The organism is Streptomyces sp. NPDC031132, from assembly GCF_055570595.1.
Window position 1 is genome coordinate 484,536 of record NZ_JBVIGX010000001.1, and the last position, 18,856, is coordinate 503,391.

Here is an 18,856-nt window from a genome sequence, read left to right on the forward strand (position 1 = left end):
CGGAAGCCCGCAGACAGCCACACCCCACCAGCCCCCTAACGACCCATCTTTCCCCCAGCCCCCCCGGCCTGCCCCCCCCCCCCCCCCCCCCCTGTCCCGGGGGGGCCGCCCCCCCGGGGCCCGCGCGGTGCACCGGTCCCGGCGTCCGCCGTCAGTCGGCGGCGACCGCGAGCCTGTCGGCCGGTGCGGCCGGGTCCGCGGTCTCGGCCGCGGCGGGGGAGCGGCGGGCGGTCAGGGCCGTGTACACCAGCCCGCCGGCCAGGCCGGAGAGGACGAAGGAGCAGTCGACGCCGCCGGTCAGGGCGAGCAGCGGGCCCTCGTAGAAGGGGGTGGTCACGGCGAGCAGGCCGACTCCGGCGCCGACGGCCCAGGAGACCGTCGCGGCGACGTTCCAGCCGGCCCGGTACCAGTAGATCCCGCCCACCGAGCGGCGGTTGAAGACCTGGAGGGCATCGGCGTCGTACTGCCCGCGGCAGCGGACGTAACCGATCAGGGTGATCACGGCCCACGGGGTGCCGATCGCGGTCAGCAGCAGGACGAACGAGGTCATCGCGGACTGCACGTCCCACTCGAAGGAGCCGATGAAGACGAACCCGGTGGCGACGCCCGCCGCGACCAGCGTGGCCTTGGCCCGGGTCGCCCTGGGCACGATGGCGTCGAGGTCGAGGCCCATGGAGTAGAGCATCAGGCCGGCGTTGCCCACCGAGCCGGCCGCCGCGGCGGCGAGCAGCGGGAGCAGGTACCAGAACGGCGCGGCCTCGACGAGGGGCCCGGCGTAGTCGGCGCCGGCCTTGGCCGCGAGCGCGGTGTAGGTGCCGAACAGCTGCGGGATCAGCAGGCCGATGAGCAGGCCGAGGCAGGTGGCCCAGAACACCTTGCGGGAGCCGTGCCTGCGGGGGGAGATGTAGCGGGTGTAGTCGCCGAGCAGGGTGATGAAGGCGACGGGCCCGCTGAGTCCGGCGGCGACGGCGGCGAGCAGCCAGGTCGGCCAGAAGGAGCCGAGCAGGTACGTGGTCTCCGGCGGCGCGGCGGTGGTGAAGTCGGGGGCGTAGGCGTAGATGCCGACGGCGAGCAGGACCACCATGCCGATGGACAGGACCTTGCTCATGCGCAGCAGCAGCCGGTAGCCGAAGACGGCCCCGACGACGGTGCAGGCGGCCAGCACGCCGTACATCACGGCCCGTGTGGCACCCGTGTCGGGCAGGCCGACGAGCCGGGACAGCGTGCCCGCCATCACGTCGCCGCCGATCCACAGGGTGAGCGCCGTGTAGCCGAGGGCGAGCAGCAGGCCGACGACCGAGCCGACGAGCCGGCCGCGGACGCCGAACTGGGCGCCGCTCGAGGTGGAGAGGTTGGTCGCCGTGCGCAGGGACACCAGCGCCAGCGGCGCGGTGAAGGCGATGCCGACCAGCGTGCCGGTCACGATGGCGGTGACCGAGGGCCACAGGCCCAGTCCGAAGGACGGGGGCAGCCAGCCGAACACGATCACACCGAGGCAGAGGTTGGAGCCGAGCAGGATCGAGATCAGGTCACGGGGACCGCTCGTCCGCTCCCCCTCGGGGATGGTGTCGACTCCGCGCTGTTCGATGGGCATGGGGGGACTCCCTTGGCAGGGCGGGGGGTGGTTCGCATTTGTTTGAGCGACACTCAATGTGACCTAAGCCCAGGTCTCAGGTCAATGCTTCATTGACGAGAAATGAAGAGTTAGAGTGATGCTCTAACCCATCGACTCAAAAGGTGGTGGATCGGCGTGCGGCTGACCCCTACGGAGCGCGACCGGCTGCTGCTGCGCAGCGCGGCGGAACTGGCCAGGGCCCGGCGGGCCCGCGGGCTCAAGCTCAACGTCCCCGAGGCCACCGCGCTGATCGCGGACACGGTCTGCGAGGCCGCGCGCGACGGCAAGCGGCTGGCGGAGGCCATCGAGGAGGCCCGCAGCGTGCTGGGCCCGGACGACGTGCTGCCCGGCGTGGCCGACGTGGTCACCGAGGTGCACGTGGAGGCCGTCTTCGACGACGGGTCCCGCCTCGCGGTGGTCTCGTCCCCGATCCGGGGCGCGGTGCCGCTCGGCGAGGACGCCCCGGGAGCGGTCGTACCGGGCCCCGGCGCCCCCCAGCCGGAGCCGGCGCTGCACGTGCACGTGCGCAACACGGCCTCCGTGCCGGTGAGCGTCACGTCCCACTTCCACTTCTTCGAGGCCAACCCCCGCCTCGAATTCGACCGCGCCGCGGCCTACGGCATGCGGCTGTGCGTGCCCGCGGGCTCGTCCGTACGGTTCGACCCGCACGGCGAGGCCGAGGTCGGCCTCGTCCCCATCGGCGGCGCCCGCATCGCGATCGGCTTCGCCGGTCTGGTCGACGGCCCCCTGGACGCCCCCGGCGCCAAGGACGAGGCCCTGCGCCGCGCCGCCGCCTGCGGCTACCTGGGGACGGGGATCAGCGGCACGGCGGAGGAAGCGGCTGACGGCACGGCGGACGGCACGGCGGACGGAGAGCAGGCGTGAGCAAGCAGACCAGGCACAGCGACCACTGTGCGCCGGGCAGCCGGCACATCGACCCCCACGAGTACGCCTCCGTCTTCGGCCCCCGCGCCGGGGACCGGGTCCGGCTCGGCGACTCCGGGCTCACCGTCCGGGTCGAGCACGACGCCCAGAAGCCGGGCGACGAGTTCCTGGCCGGCTTCGGCAAGACCGCCCGCGACGGACTGCACCTGAAGGCCGCAGCCGTCCGCGAGACCTGCGACGTCGTGATCAGCAACGTCCTGGTCATCGACGCGGTCCTCGGCATCCGCAAGGTCTCCATCGGCATCCGCGAGGGCCGCATCCACGCGATCGGCCGGGCCGGCAACCCCGACACCCTCGACGGGGTGGACGTCGTCGTCGGCACGGGCACGAGCATCGTCTCCGGCGAGGGCCTGATCGCCACCGCAGGCGCCGTCGACACCCACGTCCACCTGCTGTCCCCGCGTGTCATGGAGGCCTCGCTCGCCGCGGGCGTCACCACGATCATCGGCCAGGAGTTCGGCCCGGTCTGGGGCGTCGGCGTCAACTCGCCGTGGGCCCTCAAGCACGCGTTCAACGCCTTCGACGCCTGGCCCGTCAACATCGGCTTCCTCGCCCGCGGTTCGTCCTCGGACGCGGCTCCGCTGGTCGAGGCGCTGGCCGAGGGCGGTGCTTCCGGGTTCAAGGTCCACGAGGACATGGGCGCGCACACCCGCGCCCTGGACACCGCCCTGCGGGTGGCCGAGGAGCACGACGTACAGGTCGCCCTGCACAGCGACGGCCTCAACGAGTGCCTCTCCGTCGAGGACACCCTGCGCGTCCTGGACGGCCGCACCATCCACGCCTTCCACATCGAGGGCTGCGGCGGCGGACACGTCCCCAACGTCCTCAAGATGGCCGGCGTGCCGAACGTCATCGGCTCCTCCACCAACCCCACCCTGCCCTTCGGCCGGGACGCGGTCGCCGAGCACTACGGCATGATCGTCTCCGTCCACGACCTCAAGCCGGACCTCCCCGGCGACGCCGCCATGGCCCGCGATCGGATCCGCGCGGGCACCATGGGCGCCGAGGACGTGCTGCACGACCTGGGCGCGATCGGCATCACCTCCTCCGACGCCCAGGGCATGGGCCGCGCCGGCGAGACCATCCGCCGCACCTTCGCCATGGCCGCCAAGATGAAGGGCGAGCTCGGCCCCCTCGAAGGCGACGGCGAGGGCGACGACAACGCCCGCGTCCTGCGCTACATGGCCAAGCTGACCATCAACCCCGCCATCGCCCACGGCCTGGCCCACGAGATCGGCTCCATCGAGGTCGGCAAGCTCGCCGACATCGTGCTGTGGCGCCCCCAGTTCTTCGGCGCCAAGCCGCAGCTGGTCCTCAAGTCCGGCTTCCCCGCGTACGGGGTCACCGGCGACCCCAACGCGGCCACCGACACCTGCGAACCGCTGGTCCTCGGCCCGCAGTTCGGTTCGTACGGAGCCACCGCCGCCGACATCTCCGTCGCCTTCGTCTCGGCTGCCGCAGCCGCCCTGGGCAGCGACGAGATGCCGACCCGGCGCCGCCGGGTCGCCGTCCGCGGCACCCGCGGCATCGGCCCGGGCAACCTCCTCCTCAACTCCCGGGTGGGCGCGGTCGATGTGGACGCGCGCAGCGGGCTCGTCACCCTCGACGGCGACCCGCTGCGCTCCGAAGCGGCCGACTCGGTCTCCCTCAACCGCCTGTACTTCTTGTAAACCGGCACAGCTGTAAGCCCGTAAGGACCCTGCCATGACTGCAAAGCCCGCCGCCCACGGATTCCGGATGCCCGCCGAGTGGACGCCCCACGAGCGCACCTGGATGGCCTGGCCCGGCCCCAATCCGACCTTCACCAACGAGCAGGAGCTCGCCGAGGCCCGCGCGGCCTGGGGCGCCGTCGCCCGCGCGGTCCGCGCGTACGAGCCCGTGACCCTGGTCGTCTCGCCCGGTGACGCGGAGAGTGCGGGAGCGATCGTGGGCGACGACGTCCAGCTGGTGGAGCGCGAACTCGACGACGCCTGGATGCGCGACATCGGCCCGACGTTCGTCACCAACGGGGCCGGCGAGCTGGCCGCCGTGGACTGGACCTTCAACGGCTGGGGCGCCCAGGAGTGGGCCCGCTGGGAGCACGACTCCAAGATCGCCCGGTACGTCTCCGACCTCGCCGGGACCCGTACGTACAGCACCCCGCTGGTCAACGAGGGCGGCGCCATCCACGTCGACGGCGAGGGCACCGTGCTCCTCACCGACACCGTGCAGCTGGGCGCCGGGCGCAACCCCGACTGGACCCGCCAGCAGGTCGAGGAGGAGATCCACGCCCACCTCGGCACCACCAAGGCGATCTGGCTCCCGTACGGCCTGGCCGGCGACTACGGCACCTACGGCACGCAGGGCCACGTCGACATCGTGGCCGCCTTCGCCCGCCCCGGCGTGGTGATGGTCCACACCCAGCCCGATCCGGCCCACCCGGACCACGAGCGCTGCAAGACCATCGCCGCCATCCTGCGCGCGTCCACCGATGCGCAGGGCCGGCAGCTGGAGGTCGTGGAGATCCCGGCGCCGACAGTGCTGGAGGAGGACGGGGAGTGGGTGGACTACTCCTACATCAACCACTACCTGTGCAACGGCGGCGTCGTGCTGTGCTCCTTCGACGACCCGCGCGACGAGGAGGCCGCCGAGATCTTCCGCGGCCTGTTCCCCGAGCGGACCGTGACCCTGGTTGACGCACGTACGATTTTCGCCGGGGGTGGCGGTATCCACTGCATCACCCAGCAGCAGCCGAAGGTCTGACCCGAGGCGGAACGACAAGGAGTGGGCCATGGCGGCGGGTGGAGTGCGCGCGGTGCGGAAGAACGCGCCGCCGCGCGAGGACGTACTCGTCGCCGCCATGGCCACGATCGCCGAGCGCGGCCTGGAGGGCCTGACCATGGCCGGGCTGGGCCGCCAGGTCGGCATGAGCAGCGGCCACCTCCTCTACTACTTCGGCAGCAAGGACGAGCTCCTGCTGCAGACGCTGGAGTGGAGCGAGGCGGCCCTCGGCGCGAAGCGGCGGGCCCTGCTGTCCCGCCGCGGCCCGGCGCGCGAGCGCCTGCATGCGTACGTGGACCTGTACGTGCCCGAGGGGGCCCGGGACCCGCACTGGACCCTGTGGCTGGAGGTCTGGAACCGCTCGCAGAACGCGGGCCAGCAGGAACGCGAACGCCAGGCCGCCATCGAGGGCGCCTGGCACCGGGACCTGGTGGCCCTGCTCGCCGAGGGCGTCTCGCGCGGGGAGTTCCGGCCCGTGGACCCCGACCGGTTCGGCGCCCGGCTGCGGGCCCTGCTCGACGGGTTCAGCATCCAGGTCGCCGTCGGCCTGCCCGGGATAGGGCGGGCGGACATCCTGGCCCACGTCTCGGAATTCCTTGACGAGGCTCTCGTATCGTGAGACGCGCCGCTCTTGCGGTGAGACGGTATGACACACTGCGGATGTGCCTGCTCAGCTCATGATTATGGACAGCAGCGCGCCGGTCCGCAGTGGCCGCTGAACCGTGGAAAACCTTCGCGGAAGCGGCCATCGTGCCTCAGACCCGCGCGCAGACCTCTCGCACCCGCGAGAGGTCTTTTCGTTTCCCGGCTCCATTCCTGCCGGGAACGCACTGCGCGGGATGATGGGGGCAGTGGCGGCGGCCTGCCCCGGGGCGGGTATCCGGAACCACTCATCCGACGGGAGTCAGATCAGCATGACGACGACAGAGGCGACAGCGCCGGCGCAAGACCCCGCCGACGACAGGGACAGCTTCCACGTCTTCGACACCACCCTGCGCGACGGCGCCCAGCGTGAGGGCATCAACCTCACCGTCGCCGACAAGCTGACGATCGCACGGCACCTGGACGACTTCGGAGTGGGCTTCATCGAGGGTGGCTGGCCGGGCGCCAACCCCCGCGACACCGAGTTCTTCGCCCGCGCCCGGGCCGAGATCGACTTCAAGCACGCCCAGCTGGTCGCCTTCGGCGCGACCCGGCGGGCGGGCGGCTCGGCCGCCGAGGACCCGCAGGTGCGGGCCCTGCTCGAGTCGGGCGCCCCGGTGATCACCCTCGTCGCCAAGTCCCATGACCGGCACGTCGAACTGGCCCTGCGCACCACGCTGGACGAGAACCTGGAGATGGTCCGGGACACGGTCTCCCACCTGGTCGCCCAGGGCCGCCGCGTCTTCGTCGACTGCGAGCACTTCTTCGACGGCTACCGGGCCAACGCCGAGTACGCGAAGTCGGTCGTGCGCACCGCCCACGAGGCCGGCGCCGACGTCGTCATCCTCTGCGACACCAACGGCGGCATGCTGCCCGCGCAGGTGACGGCGACCGTCGCGACCGTACTCGCCGACACCGGAGCCCGCCTGGGCATCCACGCCCAGGACGACACCGGTTGCGCCGTCGCCAACACCCTGGCCGCCGTCGACGCCGGCGCCACGCACGTGCAGTGCACCGCGAACGGCTACGGCGAGCGGGTCGGCAACGCCAACCTCTTCCCCGTCGTCGCCGCGCTGGAGATCAAGTACGGGCGCCAGGTGCTGCCCGTCGGCGCGCTCGCCGAGATGACCCGCATCTCGCACGCCATCGCCGAGGTCGTGAACCTGACCCCGTCCACGCACCAGCCGTACGTCGGCGTCTCGGCCTTCGCGCACAAGGCGGGCCTGCACGCCTCGGCCATCAAGGTCGACCCGGACCTGTACCAGCACATCGACCCCGAGCGGGTCGGCAACACCATGCGGATGCTGGTCTCCGACATGGCCGGGCGCGCCTCCATCGAGCTCAAGGGCAAGGAGCTCGGCGTCGACCTCGGCGGGGACCGCGCGCTGGTCTCCCGGGTCGTCGAGCGCGTCAAGGAGCGGGAGCTCGCGGGCTACACGTACGAGGCCGCCGACGCCTCCTTCGAGCTGCTGCTGCGCGCGGAGGTCGAGGGCCGGGCCCGCAAGTACTTCCGTACGGAGTCCTGGCGCGCGATCGTCGAGGACCGTCCCGACGGCACCCACGCCAACGAGGCCACGGTGAAGCTGTGGGCCAAGGGCGAGCGGATCGTCGCCACGGCAGAGGGCATCGGCCCGGTCAACGCCCTGGACCGGGCGCTGCGGGTGGCCCTCGAGCGCTTCTACCCCCAACTGGCCAAGTTCGAGCTGGTCGACTACAAGGTCCGCATCCTGGAGGGCAAGCACGGTACGGAGTCCACGACCCGCGTCCTGATCGCCACGACGGACGGCAGCCGCGAGTGGTCCACGGTGGGCGTCGCGCCGAACGTGATCGCCGCGTCCTGGCAGGCCCTCGAGGACGCCATCACCTACGGCCTCCTCCACGCCGGCGTGGAACCCGCCGAGTAGCCGGGCCGCGCGCACCCCACCCCCCGCCCTCGTGGCGGGGGAGGTGGGGTTTATGTCCTGCTCACACAGGAAAGTGGCGGTTCCGGTAGCGTCGGGGACATGAGGACCAGGCTGATACCCGTACGTTCCGGTCGGCTGCTGGCCGGTCTGCTGCTGGCCCTGTCCGCGACCGCCCTCGTGGCCGCCCCGCAGGCATCGGCGGCCACCGGGCCCGCTGCCGTGGCGGAGGCCCTCAAGCAGGGCCCGGTCTACGTGGACCCCCGCGCCGAGGCGCAGCTGCCGAAGGCCCAGGCGGACGCACTGGCGAAGAAGATCAAGGACGCCGGGAAGCCGGTGTTCGTCGCCGTGCTGCCGGCCACCGCGGAGTTCCCCGCCGACAGCGTGCTGCGTACGGTTCGGGCCGAGACCGGCATCACCGGGCTCTACGCGATCCGGCTCGGCGACGGCTTCAACGCGGGCGCCGACCGGGCGGTCATGCCCACCAACGCCGTCCGCAACCTGACCGACGCCGTGAAGGCCGGCGGGCCCGTGGACGCGGGCACGCAGCTGAACAACTTCGTGGACCAGGCCCTGGCCCAGGCCAAGGGCGGCGCCCCGGCCTCCTGGGGCGACTCCGGCAGCGGTGGCGGGGTCCCGGTCGGCGGGCTGATCACGCTCGGCGCGGTGGCCGCGATCGGCGGCGGCGGTGCGTACGCGCTGGTGCGCCGCAACCGCAAGAAGAAGGAAGAGGCCGAGCGCGAGGCCATCGAGAAGCTGCGCGTGGTCGTCGACGAGGACATCACCGCGTTCGGCGAGGAGCTCGACCGACTGGACTTCCACCCCGGTGAGCCCGGCGCGGACGACGCCATGCGGGCGGACTACGAAAAGGGCCTCGACTCGTACGAGAAGGCCAAGGACATCATGGCCTCGGTCCAGCACCCCGACGAGGTCAGGGGAGTCACCCAAGCTTTGGAGGACGGCCGGTTCGCGCTGGCGAGCCTCGACGCCCGCCGTCAGGGCAGGCCGCTGCCCGAGCGCCGTTCGCCCTGCTTCTTCGACCCGCGGCACGGGCCGAGTACGGAGGATGCCGGCTGGGCGCCGGCCGGCGGGGCGGCGCGTACCGTCCCCGTGTGCGCGGCGGACGCCGTCCGCCTGCGCGAGGGCAAGGACCCGATGGTCCGCACGGTCGACACCGAGTACGGGCCGCGCCCGTACTACGACGCAGGCCCGGCGTACGGCCCCTGGGCGGGCGGATACTTCGGCGGCGGCATCCTGCCCGGCCTGCTCGTGGGCACGCTGCTCGGCTCGATGATGTCGAGCCCCGCCTACGCCTCCGACATGGGCGGCTACGACGGCGGGGACTACTCCGGCGCCGACTTCGACTCCTCCGACTTCGGGGGAGGGGACTTCGGCGGCGGCGGTGGGTTCGACGGCGGCGGCGGCTTCGACGGTGGGGGCGGCTTCTAGAACCGCCCCCGGCCCCGGCGGCGTCAGGCGGGTCAGGCCTGCTTGATGGCCGAGATGTCGAAGGTCAGCTTCACCTTGTCGCTGACCATGACGCCGCCGGCCTCCAGCGCGGCGTTCCAGGTCAGGCCCCAGTCGGAGCGCAGGATCTCGGTGGCGCCCTCGAAGCCGACGCGCTCGTTGCCGTAGACGTCGGTGGCCGAGCCGTTGAACTCCAGGTCGATGGAGAGCGGGCGGGTCACGTCCTTGATCGTCAGCTCGCCGGTGATGCGGTACTTGTCGCCGCCGAGCTGGGCCGCCTCGGTGGAGCGGAAGGTCATCAGCGGGAAGGCCTCCGTGTCGAAGAAGTCCCCGCTGCGCAGGTGGCCGTCGCGGTCGGCGATGCCGGTGTCCACGGAGGCGACCTTCACCTCGAGGGAGGCGGCGGAGCGGGCCGGGTCGCTGCCGTCGAGCTGCAGGGTGCCGGCGTAGTCGGTGAAGCTGCCGCGGACGTTGGTCACCATCGCGTGGCGGACGGTGAAGCCGATGCTGCTGTGGGCGGCGTCGATGACGTAGTCGCCGGTGAGGGCGGCCAGGGCCGGGTCCACCTCGAGGGTGGCGACGGCGGTGGTGGTGTCCTGGCTGCGGCGGGTGAAGAGACCCATGATGTGCTCCTTGGGGGATGCCCTGCTCGGGTGTTGGTTGAACTTTCAACGAGAACGACGCTAGACCTATTCCGTTCAAATTTCAACATTCCGGGGGCGTGTCGCGCCCTTTTGTGGACACTCCACAAAGGAGGGCGGCCCTGCCTGGTGGTGTCCGCGCATCACGTGGCGGTTCTGTCCGGGCCGGACAGCGGAACACACCCGAGACTGTGTGGAACCAACGGAGGTTTTTCTTCGACCGCTTCGTAAGGTCGATACATGACCGTTGTGGACCAGACTCCGAGCGAGCCGACGGACGCCCGCGGGCGCGTGGCCGAGCTGCACTCCCTGCGCGAGCAGGCGCGGCGTGGACCCAGTGACCGGGCGACCGAGGCGCAGCACGCCAAGGGCAAGCTGACCGCGCGCGAGCGCATCGCGCTGCTGCTCGACGAGGGTTCCTTCAAGGAGGTCGAACAGCTGCGCCGCCACCGGGCGACCGGCTTCGGCCTCGAGGGCAAGAAGCCGTACACCGACGGTGTCATCACCGGCTGGGGCACGGTCGAGGGCCGCACGGTCTTCGTCTACGCGCACGACTTCCGCATCTTCGGCGGCGCCCTGGGCGAGGCCCACGCCACGAAGATCCACAAGATCATGGACATGGCCATCGCGGCCGGAGCCCCGCTGGTCTCCCTGAACGACGGCGCCGGCGCCCGCATCCAGGAGGGCGTCTCCGCGCTCGCCGGCTACGGCGGCATCTTCCAGCGCAACACCAAGGCCTCGGGTGTCATCCCGCAGATCTCGGTCATGCTGGGCCCGTGCGCCGGCGGCGCCGCGTACTCGCCGGCCCTGACCGACTTCGTGTTCATGGTCCGCGAGACCTCGCAGATGTTCATCACCGGCCCCGACGTCGTCCGCGCCGTCACCGGTGAGGAGATCTCCCAGAACGGCCTCGGCGGCGCGGACGTGCACGCCGAGACCTCCGGCGTCGCGCACTTCGCGTACGACGACGAGGAGACCTGCATCTCCGAGGTGCGCTACCTCATCTCGATGCTGCCCTCCAACAACCGGGAGAACCCGCCGGTCCACGAGACCTCCGACCCCGCCGACCGGCGCTCGGACGTCCTGCTGGACCTCGTCCCGGCGGACGGCAACCGCCCGTACGACATGCTCAAGGTGATCGAGGAGCTCGTCGACGAAGGCGACGTCCTGGAGATCCACGAGCGCTGGGCCCGCAACATCATCTGCGCCCTGGCGCGGCTCGACGGCCAGGTCGTCGGCATCGTCGCCAACCAGCCCGGCCACCTCGCGGGCGTCCTCGACATCGAGGCCTCCGAGAAGGCCGCGCGCTTCGTCCAGATGTGCGACGCCTTCAACATCCCGATCATCACGCTGCTGGACGTCCCCGGCTTCCTGCCGGGCGTCGACCAGGAGCACGGCGGCATCATCCGCCACGGCGCGAAGCTCCTGTACGCGTACTGCAACGCCACGGTCCCGCGGATCTCGCTGATCCTGCGCAAGGCCTACGGCGGCGCGTACATCGTCATGGACTCCCAGTCCATCGGCGCGGACATCACGTACGCCTGGCCGACGAACGAGATCGCGGTCATGGGCGCCGAGGGCGCCGCCAACGTCATCTTCCGCAAGCAGATCGCGGAGGCCGAAGACCCCGAGGCGATGCGCGCGCGCATGGTCAAGGAGTACAAGGCCGAGCTCATGCACCCGTACTACGCCGCCGAACGCGGTCTCGTCGACGACGTCATCGACCCGGCCGAGACCCGCGAAACCCTGATCAGCGCCCTGGCGATGCTCCGCAGCAAGCACGCCGACCTGCCGTCCCGCAAGCACGGCAACCCGCCGCAGTAACAGCGAAGGAGACCTGCCACCCATGAGCAAGACCGCCGACACCCTGCTGCGCGTCGAGAAGGGCAACGCCGCCCCCGAGGAGCTGGCCGCGATCACCGCGATCCTGCTGGCCCGCGCCGCGGCCACCCCGGAGGCCCGCCCGGTGCACCGCATCGGCTCCCAGGCCCGCTGGCGGCGCCTGGAGCGCACCCCCGGCTTCCGCGCCCCGCACAGCTGGCAGGGCTAGTCCCCGCAGAGCCTCACGAAGCCCCGTACGTACGACTGCCCGTACGTACGGGGCTTCGTCGTGCGCGGCCGTGGGCGCCCGACGGAAAGGCCCCCGCACTCCGAGGAGTGCGGGGGCCTTTCGCGTGGGCCGTGGCGCCTAGCGCAGGCGGGCCATCAGGGCGTGCTCCACGAGCGTGATGAGCGCGCTCTTGGCGTCCGCTCGGTGGCGGGCGTCGGTGGTGATGATCGGGGCGTCCGGGCCGATCTGCAGGGCCTCGCGGACTTCCTCCGGAGTGTAGGGCTGGTGCCCGTCGAAGCCGTTGAGGGCGATCACGAACGGCAGGCCGCTGTTCTCGAAGTAGTCGACGGCGGGGAAGCAGTCGGCGAGGCGGCGGGTGTCGACGAGTACGACGGCGCCGATGGCGCCGCGGACGAGGTCGTCCCACATGAACCAGAACCGGTCCTGACCGGGGGTACCGAAGAGGTACAGGATCAGGTCCTGGTCCAGGGTGATGCGGCCGAAGTCCATGGCGACCGTGGTGGTCGTCTTGTCCCCGGTGTGGGTCAGATCGTCGATGCCGGCGGACGCGGAGGTCATCACGGCTTCGGTGCGCAGCGGGTTGATCTCGGAGACCGCGCCGACGAACGTGGTCTTGCCCACGCCGAAGCCGCCCGCCACCACGATCTTCGCGGAGGTGGTGGAGCGAGCCGCTCCGCCGTTAGAGCTTGCGAAGTCCACTGAGCACCCTTTCGAGCAGTGTCACATCTGGCTGGCCACCGGCAGACTCGTCGCCGCCGGGCTGGTGAATGGCGACAAGGCCCGCCTCCGCCAGGTCGGCGACGAGGATGCGGGCGACACCAAGAGGAATGGAGAGAAGTGCCGAGATCTCCGCGACGGATTTGATCTCCTGGCACAGGCGGCAGATGCGCTGGTGCTCGGGCAACTGCCCTTGCAGCCGCGCGGGATCGGCCGTGGTACTGACCAGCGCCTCGATGGCGAGCTGGTAGCGCGGCCGGGTACGGCCGCCGGTCATTGCGTACGGACGCACCAGCGGGTTGTGGGCCTTGGGGGCCTGCGGCTGCGCAGCCCGGTGGGGCGGCTGCGAAGGCCGGTGAGGCGGCTGGACCTGCTGGGGCTGGCCGTACGGCTGCTGGTAGGGGTTGTGCTCCGGCACGGGCCGGCTGGGAGCGGAGGGGAAGTTGAAGCGGTTCTGGTCGTGCTGCCCACCCTGCGGCTGCTGCGCGCCGCCATAAGGATGACCTCCGGGTGTTGTCACGTTTCCTCCTCCGACTCCAAGAACGCAGTACTCCCTGTGGAACCGCGCCACCGCACCCTATGGTGCGATGACGCGAAACGCACTGCCTGTTTGCTAGTTGAGAAGACTTCCCTGCAGCTCCGAGCGCAGTTCCGGAGTGAGGACACTGCCTGCTCGGTCCACAAGGAGGGCCATCTCGTAGCCCACGAGGCCGATGTCGCACTCGGGGTGCGCGAGCACCGCGAGCGAAGATCCGTCCGAGACGGACATGAGGAAGAGGAATCCCCGGTCCATCTCGACGACGGTCTGGTTGACGGCGCCACCCTCGAAGATGCGGGAGGCTCCTGCGGTCAGCGACGTCAGACCGGAGGCCACGGCCGCCAGCTGATCGGCGCGGTCGCGCGGGAATCCGTCGGACATCGCCAGAAGAAGGCCGTCGGCGGAGACCACCACCGTGTGGGACACCCCGGGGGTGTTGTCCACGAAGTTGGTGATCAACCAGTTCAGGTTCTGTGCCGCCTGGCTCATCGGGCTCACACTAACGCTCCTGGTCATAGCTGTTACTTGACTGCTCAGAACCCGCGCTGCGTCCCTGCTGGACACCGCGCCGCAGGTTGCTCAACCTGCCGCGGACGTCCTCCGGTGCGCGGGAGACCTGGGGGCCGCCCTGCGGGGTCGTCTCCGCCGCACCCTCGACCAGGTTGGCCTTGGGCACGCGCCGAGGGAGACCGGACGGGGTGACCCCGCCCGCCTTCGGCTCACGGAGTTTTGAGGCCTGCTGCCAGCGCTCGTCGTTGTTCGAGCGCCAGTCGTTGCCGCCTTCCTCGTCCCGCTCCGCGGCGGCGGGCTGCTGCTGTCGCTGCGGCCGCTGCGCGAAGAGGGATCCGGTGGACTCCGCTTCCTTCCGTGCCGGCTGCCCCTGCTGCTGGCTGCCGCGGCGCGGCAGGCCCGCTCCGGTCACTTGGTGGCCGGTGTCGGCAGCGGCGCCCGGACGGTCGAAGCCTACGCGCTCCGGGGCGGGTTCGGGAGCGGCCTGGGGTTCCGATTCGGTCCCGTATCCCTGCTGGTAGCCGCCCGAGTAGGTGTTCTGCTCGGGCCACTCTGCCTGCTGGGACTGGGATCCGTAGCCGCCGTCGTACGCCTGGGCGCCCTGCTGCCGATCTTGGTAGCCGGCTTCCGGATAGGCGTAGTCCTGCTGCGGGTACGCCTCGTAGCCCTGCTGGGCCCCGTGGGCCTGCCGGGAGTCGTACGAGGTGTCGTAACCCTGCTCGGGCTGCTGCTCGTACTCCTGGTACTGCTGGTACCCGTGCTCCGGCTGTGGTTCCGCATACTCCTGCTCGGAGTACTCGGCCTGCTCCTGCCCGTAGACCTGGGCCTCGAGCGCGGCTCTGCGCTCCTGCTGGGCCAGGGAGCGGCCGACCGGGTTGAGCCCGGGGGCGTCGCCGCCCTGGCCGTCGATCCCTCTGGCTTCGTATCTGGAGTCGTCGAAGCCGAGCTCGGCGGCCGTACGCATCGGGACGGCCTGCTGCGCGTGCTGCTGCGGGATCATCGAGGACACCGTGAAGTCGTCGTCCGGGATCCCCTCGCCACCACCACCATGGGTGATCGCGTCGGGCAGCATGACCAGCGACGTGGTGCCGGCGGCCTCGCCCGAGGGGCGCAGCTGGACCCGGATGCTGTGGCGGTCCGCCAGCCGGCCGACCACGAACAGACCCATGCGCTGGGAGATCGCGGCGTCCACGGTCGGCGGGTTGGCCAGCTTGTGGTTGATGTCCGCGAAGTCCTCGGCGGTGAGGCCGATGCCCTTGTCGTGGATCTCGACCATGACGCGCCCGTCGGGCAGACGCGTGGCGTTGACGCGGACCTTGGTCTGCGGGGAGGAGAACGTGGTGGCGTTCTCCAGGAGCTCGGCGAGCAGGTGCACGAGGTCGGTCACGGCCTGGCCGTGGATCTCGGCCTCGGAGACGCCCGAGAGCTCGATGCGCTCGTACTGCTCCACCTCGGAGGAGGCGGCGCGCAGGACGTCCACGAGGGGGACCGGCTGGTCCCAGCGGCGGCCCGGTTCCTCACCCGCGAGGATGAGGAGGTTCTCGCCGTTGCGGCGCATACGGGTGGCCAGGTGGTCCAGGCGGAAGAGGTTCTCCAGCTGGTCCGGGTCGGCCTCGTTGTTCTCCAGGTCCGTGATGAGGGTCAGCTGGCCCTCGATCAGGGACTGGTTGCGCATGGAGAGGTTCGTGAAGATCGCGTTGACGTTCCCTCGCAGGAGCGCCTGCTCGGCGGCGAGCCGGACCGCTTCCCGGTGGACCTGGTCGAAGGCGCGGGCGACCTCGCCGATCTCGTCCTGGGAGTTGATCGGGATCGGCGCGACACGGGTGTCGACCTTGCCCGGGTCGGTGCGCGAGAGCTGGTCGACGAGCATCGGCAGGCGCTGCTCGGCGACGTCGAAGGCGGCGGAGCGCAGGCGGCGCATCGAGCGGCTCATCGAGCGGGCCATCATGCCGGCCAGGATGAAGGCCGCGAGCAGGGCCACGACCACGGCGGCGCCGGTCCAGATGGCGTCGTTGCGGGCCTCGTCGGAGACCGCGACGGAGTCGTTGACGGCCTTGGCGAGCAGGTCCTTCTCGATCTCGGCGTAGCCCTCGAACTTGGCGGTGGCCGCGGCCTGCCAGGCCTGGGGCGTGGTGCCGTTCGCGGCGAGCTTGGTCTTGTCGGCGCCGCCGGCTATCGCCTCGGTCATGCCGGTGAGCGCGGAACCGTTCACCATGGGCGGTGCCTTGAAGACGGTGCCGGCCTGCTCGGCCTGCTGCTTGGCGGCCGCGAGCTTGGCAGCACCCTCCTGCGACTTCTTGCCCATGACCTCCTTGAGGCGGGCCACGTCGTCCTCGGTGCCGGCCGCGACGTACTCGCCGATGGCGATTTCCTCGAGGTAGGCGTACGAGGAGAAGGCGACGAGCTGGGCCTTGCGGGTCTCTTCCTTCTCGTTGGGCCGCACCAGCAGGTGGGTGCCGACGGCCCGCTGGAGGGAGTTGGCTGCCTTGGCCAGCTCGACCGCGTAGACCATGCGGCCGTAGCTGGTGACGTTGCCGGTGCCCAGGCCGAGTTCGTTGGAGAACGTCATGAGGTAGTGCTGGACCAGCACGTACCCCTCTTCGGTCGGGATCGGACCGTTCTGGGCGGGCGGGTTCTTCTTGTCCGACTCCGGCGCGATGTACGCCGTCTGCCGGACCGCCGCGAGCTTGGGCTCTTCCTGACGGAAGAGTTCCAGGCGGCGTTCCAGCCCCTGGTTCGCGTTCGAGGGGAGGTCCTTGGAGGCCTGGGCGAACCGCTCCTTGGCCGCGTCGGTGGCGTCCCGGGCCTTCGCGACGACCGCGTTGTTGGCGTCGCCCCGAAGGAGCGGTTCGGCGGTGAGGTCGCGCTCGTTGAGCAGGGCCTGGCCGTATTCGGCCGCCGCCTGGACGATGCGGGCCGTCTTCTCGGCGTCCTTGGCCTCGTTCCAGCTGTCTACGGAGCCCTTCACCTGGAACCCGCCCATGACCAGTCCGACGAGGACGGGTACGAGCAGGATGGCGTTCAGCTTGGTCGGCACACGCCAGTTACGGGGTGCGAACCTGCTGGTGCTGCCGCTCTTCGCCGGTGGGTCCACGGGTACGTCGACGTGCGACGCGGCCGCGCGCTGCGGCGGGGTGAAGTTGCCGCGCGCGGGTTCATCCGCGGGGCTCGAGTTGCTTCGCCTCACTCGACCAACAACCTTCCGGCGGTGCTACTAGCTAGTTAGTTGAATTCCAGCACGGTTAACGGCCGTGTTCCAAACAGTTGGAATCAGCCATTCCAAGAGACTTATGTCCCGCATAAATCGGACATAAAGAGCGAGCAGCGGCAAAAATGGAGCCATTTGTGCGCGCAGCGACACCAGTCGACCGCAGCCTGTGTCCAACTGGCGGCAATTCTCTGTCGAAACGTTATGAACCGAGAGGGCGGGCCGTGTCCTATGACACAGCCCGCCCTCTCACGTTGTGAAGAACCCGTGGTACTTGAGTGGTGCCCCTTGAGCCGCGTGACTCGAATCGTGTTACTTGAGTCGGGCCATGAGGGCGTGCTCGACCAACGTGATGAGCGCGCTCTTGGCGTCCGCCCGGTGGCGGGCGTCGGTGGTGATGATCGGGGCGTCCGGGCCGATCTGCAGGGCCTCGCGGACTTCCTCGGGGGTGTAAGGCTGGTGTCCCTCGAAGCCGTTGAGGGCCACGACGAACGGCAGCCCGCTGTTCTCGAAGTAGTCGACGGCGGGGAAGCAGTCGGCGAGGCGGCGGGTGTCGACGAGTACGACGGCGCCGATGGCGCCGCGGACGAGGTCGTCCCACATGAACCAGAACCGGTCCTGACCGGGGGTACCGAAGAGGTACAGGATCAGGTCCTGGTCCAGGGTGATGCGGCCGAAGTCCATGGCGACCGTGGTGGTCGTCTTGTCCCCGGTGTGGGTCAGATCGTCGATGCCGGCGGACGCGGACGTCATGACGGCCTCGGTGCGCAGCGGATTGATCTCCGAGACGGCCCCGACGAACGTGGTCTTGCCCACGCCGAACCCGCCCGCCACCACGATCTTCGCGGAGGTGGTGGAACGGGCGGTTCCGCCATTAGAGCTTGCGAAGTCCACTGAGCACCCTTTCGAGCAGCGTTACATCCGGCGTGCCGCCGGCCTCTCCATTGCCCGGCTGGTGGATGGCCACCATTCCGGCCTCGGCCAGGTCGGCGACGAGGATCCGGGCGACACCGAGCGGCATCGACAGCAGTGCGGAGACCTCCGCGACCGACTTGACCTCGCGGCACAGCGTGCAGATGCGCTGGTGCTCGGGAAGCAGGCCGGACAGGTGCATCGGATCGGCCGTGGTGCTGACCAGCGCCTCGATGGCGAGCTGGTAGCGCGGCCGGGTCCGTCCGCCGGTCATCGCGTACGGGCGAACGAGCGGCTGGTCGCCTTCCGAGTACGACGAATCGCCGTACGCATCGGAGTAGGCGGGGGGCGGGGTCATTGATCCTCCGGGCTGGACAGCAGTGGTCAGCGTGCCGTCTGACGGGGCGGCCGGTGGGGGGACGGTATGACGGCCTGGCGGTGGTACTGGGTTCCGGGGCTGGCGCCCCGGTCCCCCGGCCGGAAGTACCGTCCGGCCGGGAGATGTGGCGTCAGATGAGCAGGCTTCCCTGCAGCTCCGCGCGCAGGTCCGGGGTGAGGACGCTGCCGGCGCGGTCCACGAGGAGGGCCATCTCGTAGCCGACGAGGCCGATGTCGCATTCGGGGTGTGCGAGTACGGCCAGCGAGGACCCGTCCGAGACGGACATGAGGAAGAGGAATCCCCGGTCCATCTCGACGACGGTCTGGTTGACGGCGCCACCCTCGAAGATGCGGGAGGCTCCTGCGGTCAGCGACGTCAGACCGGAGGCCACGGCCGCCAGCTGATCGGCGCGGTCCCGGGGAAAGCCTTCGGACATCGCCAGAAGGAGGCCGTCGGCGGAGACCACCACCGTGTGGGACACCCCGGGGGTGTTGTCCACGAAGTTGGTGATCAACCAGTTCAGATTCTGTGCCGCCTGGCTCATCGAACT

17 protein-coding genes are annotated in these 18,856 nt (G+C 70.6%); 8 read left to right on the forward strand and 9 right to left on the reverse strand.

The window, feature by feature from the left end; all coding sequences use genetic code 11:
- Positions 1 to 151 precede the first annotated feature (151 nt).
- Complete coding sequence (locus ACZ49B_RS02180) at positions 152 to 1,594, reverse strand: cytosine permease (protein WP_468299574.1); 1,443 nt, start codon at positions 1,592 to 1,594, stop codon at positions 152 to 154.
- A gap of 156 nt (positions 1,595 to 1,750) precedes the next feature.
- Here ACZ49B_RS02180 and ureA point away from each other — a divergent pair, with 156 nt between their 5' ends.
- The 6 genes from ureA to ACZ49B_RS02210 all read left to right on the forward strand — a co-directional run bounded on the left by ureA (position 1,751) and on the right by ACZ49B_RS02210 (position 9,312).
- The gene (ureA, locus tag ACZ49B_RS02185) at positions 1,751 to 2,500 is read left to right on the forward strand and encodes an urease subunit gamma (protein ID WP_468299576.1); all 750 of its coding nucleotides are present in this window, start codon (positions 1,751 to 1,753) and stop codon (positions 2,498 to 2,500) included.
- Positions 2,497 to 4,230, forward strand: a complete 1,734-nt coding sequence (locus tag ACZ49B_RS02190) for an urease subunit alpha (protein ID WP_468299578.1) — start codon at positions 2,497 to 2,499, stop codon at positions 4,228 to 4,230. The genes ureA and ACZ49B_RS02190 overlap by 4 nt, the downstream gene beginning before the upstream one ends.
- 34 nt (positions 4,231 to 4,264) lie before the next feature.
- Positions 4,265 to 5,302 carry an agmatine deiminase family protein gene (locus ACZ49B_RS02195; RefSeq protein ID WP_468299580.1) on the forward strand — a complete coding sequence of 346 codons (1,038 nt, stop codon included), beginning with the start codon at positions 4,265 to 4,267 and terminating at the stop codon, positions 5,300 to 5,302.
- A 28-nt stretch (positions 5,303 to 5,330) separates the two neighbouring features.
- Positions 5,331 to 5,939, forward strand: coding sequence for a TetR/AcrR family transcriptional regulator (locus tag ACZ49B_RS02200; RefSeq protein WP_468299582.1), 609 nt, complete (start codon positions 5,331 to 5,333; stop codon positions 5,937 to 5,939).
- A gap of 295 nt (positions 5,940 to 6,234) precedes the next feature.
- A complete protein-coding gene (gene cimA, locus ACZ49B_RS02205) occupies positions 6,235 to 7,866 on the forward strand; it encodes a citramalate synthase (protein ID WP_468299584.1) in 1,632 nt (543 codons plus the stop codon).
- A 99-nt stretch (positions 7,867 to 7,965) separates the two neighbouring features.
- Complete coding sequence (locus tag ACZ49B_RS02210) at positions 7,966 to 9,312, forward strand: hypothetical protein (RefSeq protein ID WP_468299586.1); 1,347 nt, start codon at positions 7,966 to 7,968, stop codon at positions 9,310 to 9,312.
- Between the two features lie 32 nt (positions 9,313 to 9,344).
- Here ACZ49B_RS02210 and ACZ49B_RS02215 read toward each other — a convergent pair whose 3' ends face one another.
- Positions 9,345 to 9,953, reverse strand: a complete 609-nt coding sequence (locus ACZ49B_RS02215) for a YceI family protein (RefSeq protein WP_468299588.1) — start codon at positions 9,951 to 9,953, stop codon at positions 9,345 to 9,347.
- 258 nt (positions 9,954 to 10,211) lie between these two features.
- Between ACZ49B_RS02215 and ACZ49B_RS02220 the strand changes: the two genes are divergently transcribed.
- Entirely contained in the window at positions 10,212 to 11,795 is a 1,584-nt protein-coding gene (locus ACZ49B_RS02220; RefSeq protein WP_030304122.1) for an acyl-CoA carboxylase subunit beta, read from the forward strand.
- Positions 11,796 to 11,817: 22 nt separating this feature from the next.
- Positions 11,818 to 12,021 carry an acyl-CoA carboxylase subunit epsilon gene (locus ACZ49B_RS02225; protein WP_383515365.1) on the forward strand — a complete coding sequence of 68 codons (204 nt, stop codon included), beginning with the start codon at positions 11,818 to 11,820 and terminating at the stop codon, positions 12,019 to 12,021.
- A 138-nt stretch (positions 12,022 to 12,159) separates the two neighbouring features.
- Here ACZ49B_RS02225 and ACZ49B_RS02230 read toward each other — a convergent pair whose 3' ends face one another.
- The 7 genes from ACZ49B_RS02230 to ACZ49B_RS02260 form a co-directional block, all read right to left on the reverse strand.
- Entirely contained in the window at positions 12,160 to 12,741 is a 582-nt protein-coding gene (locus tag ACZ49B_RS02230; RefSeq protein ID WP_037792108.1) for a GTP-binding protein, read from the reverse strand.
- On the reverse strand, positions 12,722 to 13,279 hold the full coding sequence (locus tag ACZ49B_RS02235) for a DUF742 domain-containing protein (RefSeq protein ID WP_468299592.1): 558 nt from the start codon (positions 13,277 to 13,279) through the stop codon (positions 12,722 to 12,724). The genes ACZ49B_RS02230 and ACZ49B_RS02235 overlap by 20 nt, the downstream gene beginning before the upstream one ends.
- A gap of 93 nt (positions 13,280 to 13,372) precedes the next feature.
- Complete coding sequence (locus ACZ49B_RS02240; RefSeq protein WP_008739857.1) at positions 13,373 to 13,786, reverse strand: roadblock/LC7 domain-containing protein; 414 nt, start codon at positions 13,784 to 13,786, stop codon at positions 13,373 to 13,375.
- Positions 13,787 to 13,796: 10 nt separating this feature from the next.
- Entirely contained in the window at positions 13,797 to 16,994 is a 3,198-nt protein-coding gene (locus tag ACZ49B_RS02245) for a sensor histidine kinase (protein WP_468299594.1), read from the reverse strand.
- 333 nt (positions 16,995 to 17,327) lie between these two features.
- On the reverse strand, positions 17,328 to 17,909 hold the full coding sequence (locus tag ACZ49B_RS02250; RefSeq protein ID WP_132757017.1) for an ATP/GTP-binding protein: 582 nt from the start codon (positions 17,907 to 17,909) through the stop codon (positions 17,328 to 17,330).
- The gene (locus tag ACZ49B_RS02255; protein WP_030162861.1) at positions 17,890 to 18,285 is read right to left on the reverse strand and encodes a DUF742 domain-containing protein; all 396 of its coding nucleotides are present in this window, start codon (positions 18,283 to 18,285) and stop codon (positions 17,890 to 17,892) included. Before ACZ49B_RS02255 ends, ACZ49B_RS02250 begins: the two co-directional genes overlap by 20 nt.
- A gap of 151 nt (positions 18,286 to 18,436) precedes the next feature.
- Positions 18,437 to 18,850: a roadblock/LC7 domain-containing protein gene (locus ACZ49B_RS02260; RefSeq protein ID WP_008739864.1), complete on the reverse strand. Its 414-nt coding sequence runs from the start codon at positions 18,848 to 18,850 to the stop codon at positions 18,437 to 18,439.
- Positions 18,851 to 18,856 lie beyond the last annotated feature (6 nt).

Bases quoted from the DNA above. Each gene is read 5' to 3' on its own strand.
- ACZ49B_RS02220 (WP_030304122.1), top strand. From the start codon at position 10,212: ATGACCGTTGTGGACCAGACTCCGAGCGAGCCGACGGACGCCCGCGGG.
- cimA (WP_468299584.1), top strand. From the start codon at position 6,235: ATGACGACGACAGAGGCGACAGCGCCGGCGCAAGACCCCGCCGACGAC.
- ACZ49B_RS02195 (WP_468299580.1), top strand. From the start codon at position 4,265: ATGACTGCAAAGCCCGCCGCCCACGGATTCCGGATGCCCGCCGAGTGG.
- ACZ49B_RS02255 (WP_030162861.1), bottom strand. From the start codon at position 18,285: ATGACCCCGCCCCCCGCCTACTCCGATGCGTACGGCGATTCGTCGTAC.
- ACZ49B_RS02210 (WP_468299586.1), top strand. From the start codon at position 7,966: ATGAGGACCAGGCTGATACCCGTACGTTCCGGTCGGCTGCTGGCCGGT.
- ACZ49B_RS02200 (WP_468299582.1), top strand. From the start codon at position 5,331: ATGGCGGCGGGTGGAGTGCGCGCGGTGCGGAAGAACGCGCCGCCGCGC.
- ACZ49B_RS02215 (WP_468299588.1), bottom strand. From the start codon at position 9,953: ATGGGTCTCTTCACCCGCCGCAGCCAGGACACCACCACCGCCGTCGCC.
- ACZ49B_RS02225 (WP_383515365.1), top strand. From the start codon at position 11,818: ATGAGCAAGACCGCCGACACCCTGCTGCGCGTCGAGAAGGGCAACGCC.
- ACZ49B_RS02260 (WP_008739864.1), bottom strand. From the start codon at position 18,850: ATGAGCCAGGCGGCACAGAATCTGAACTGGTTGATCACCAACTTCGTG.
- ACZ49B_RS02240 (WP_008739857.1), bottom strand. From the start codon at position 13,786: ATGAGCCAGGCGGCACAGAACCTGAACTGGTTGATCACCAACTTCGTG.
- ACZ49B_RS02180 (WP_468299574.1), bottom strand. From the start codon at position 1,594: ATGCCCATCGAACAGCGCGGAGTCGACACCATCCCCGAGGGGGAGCGG.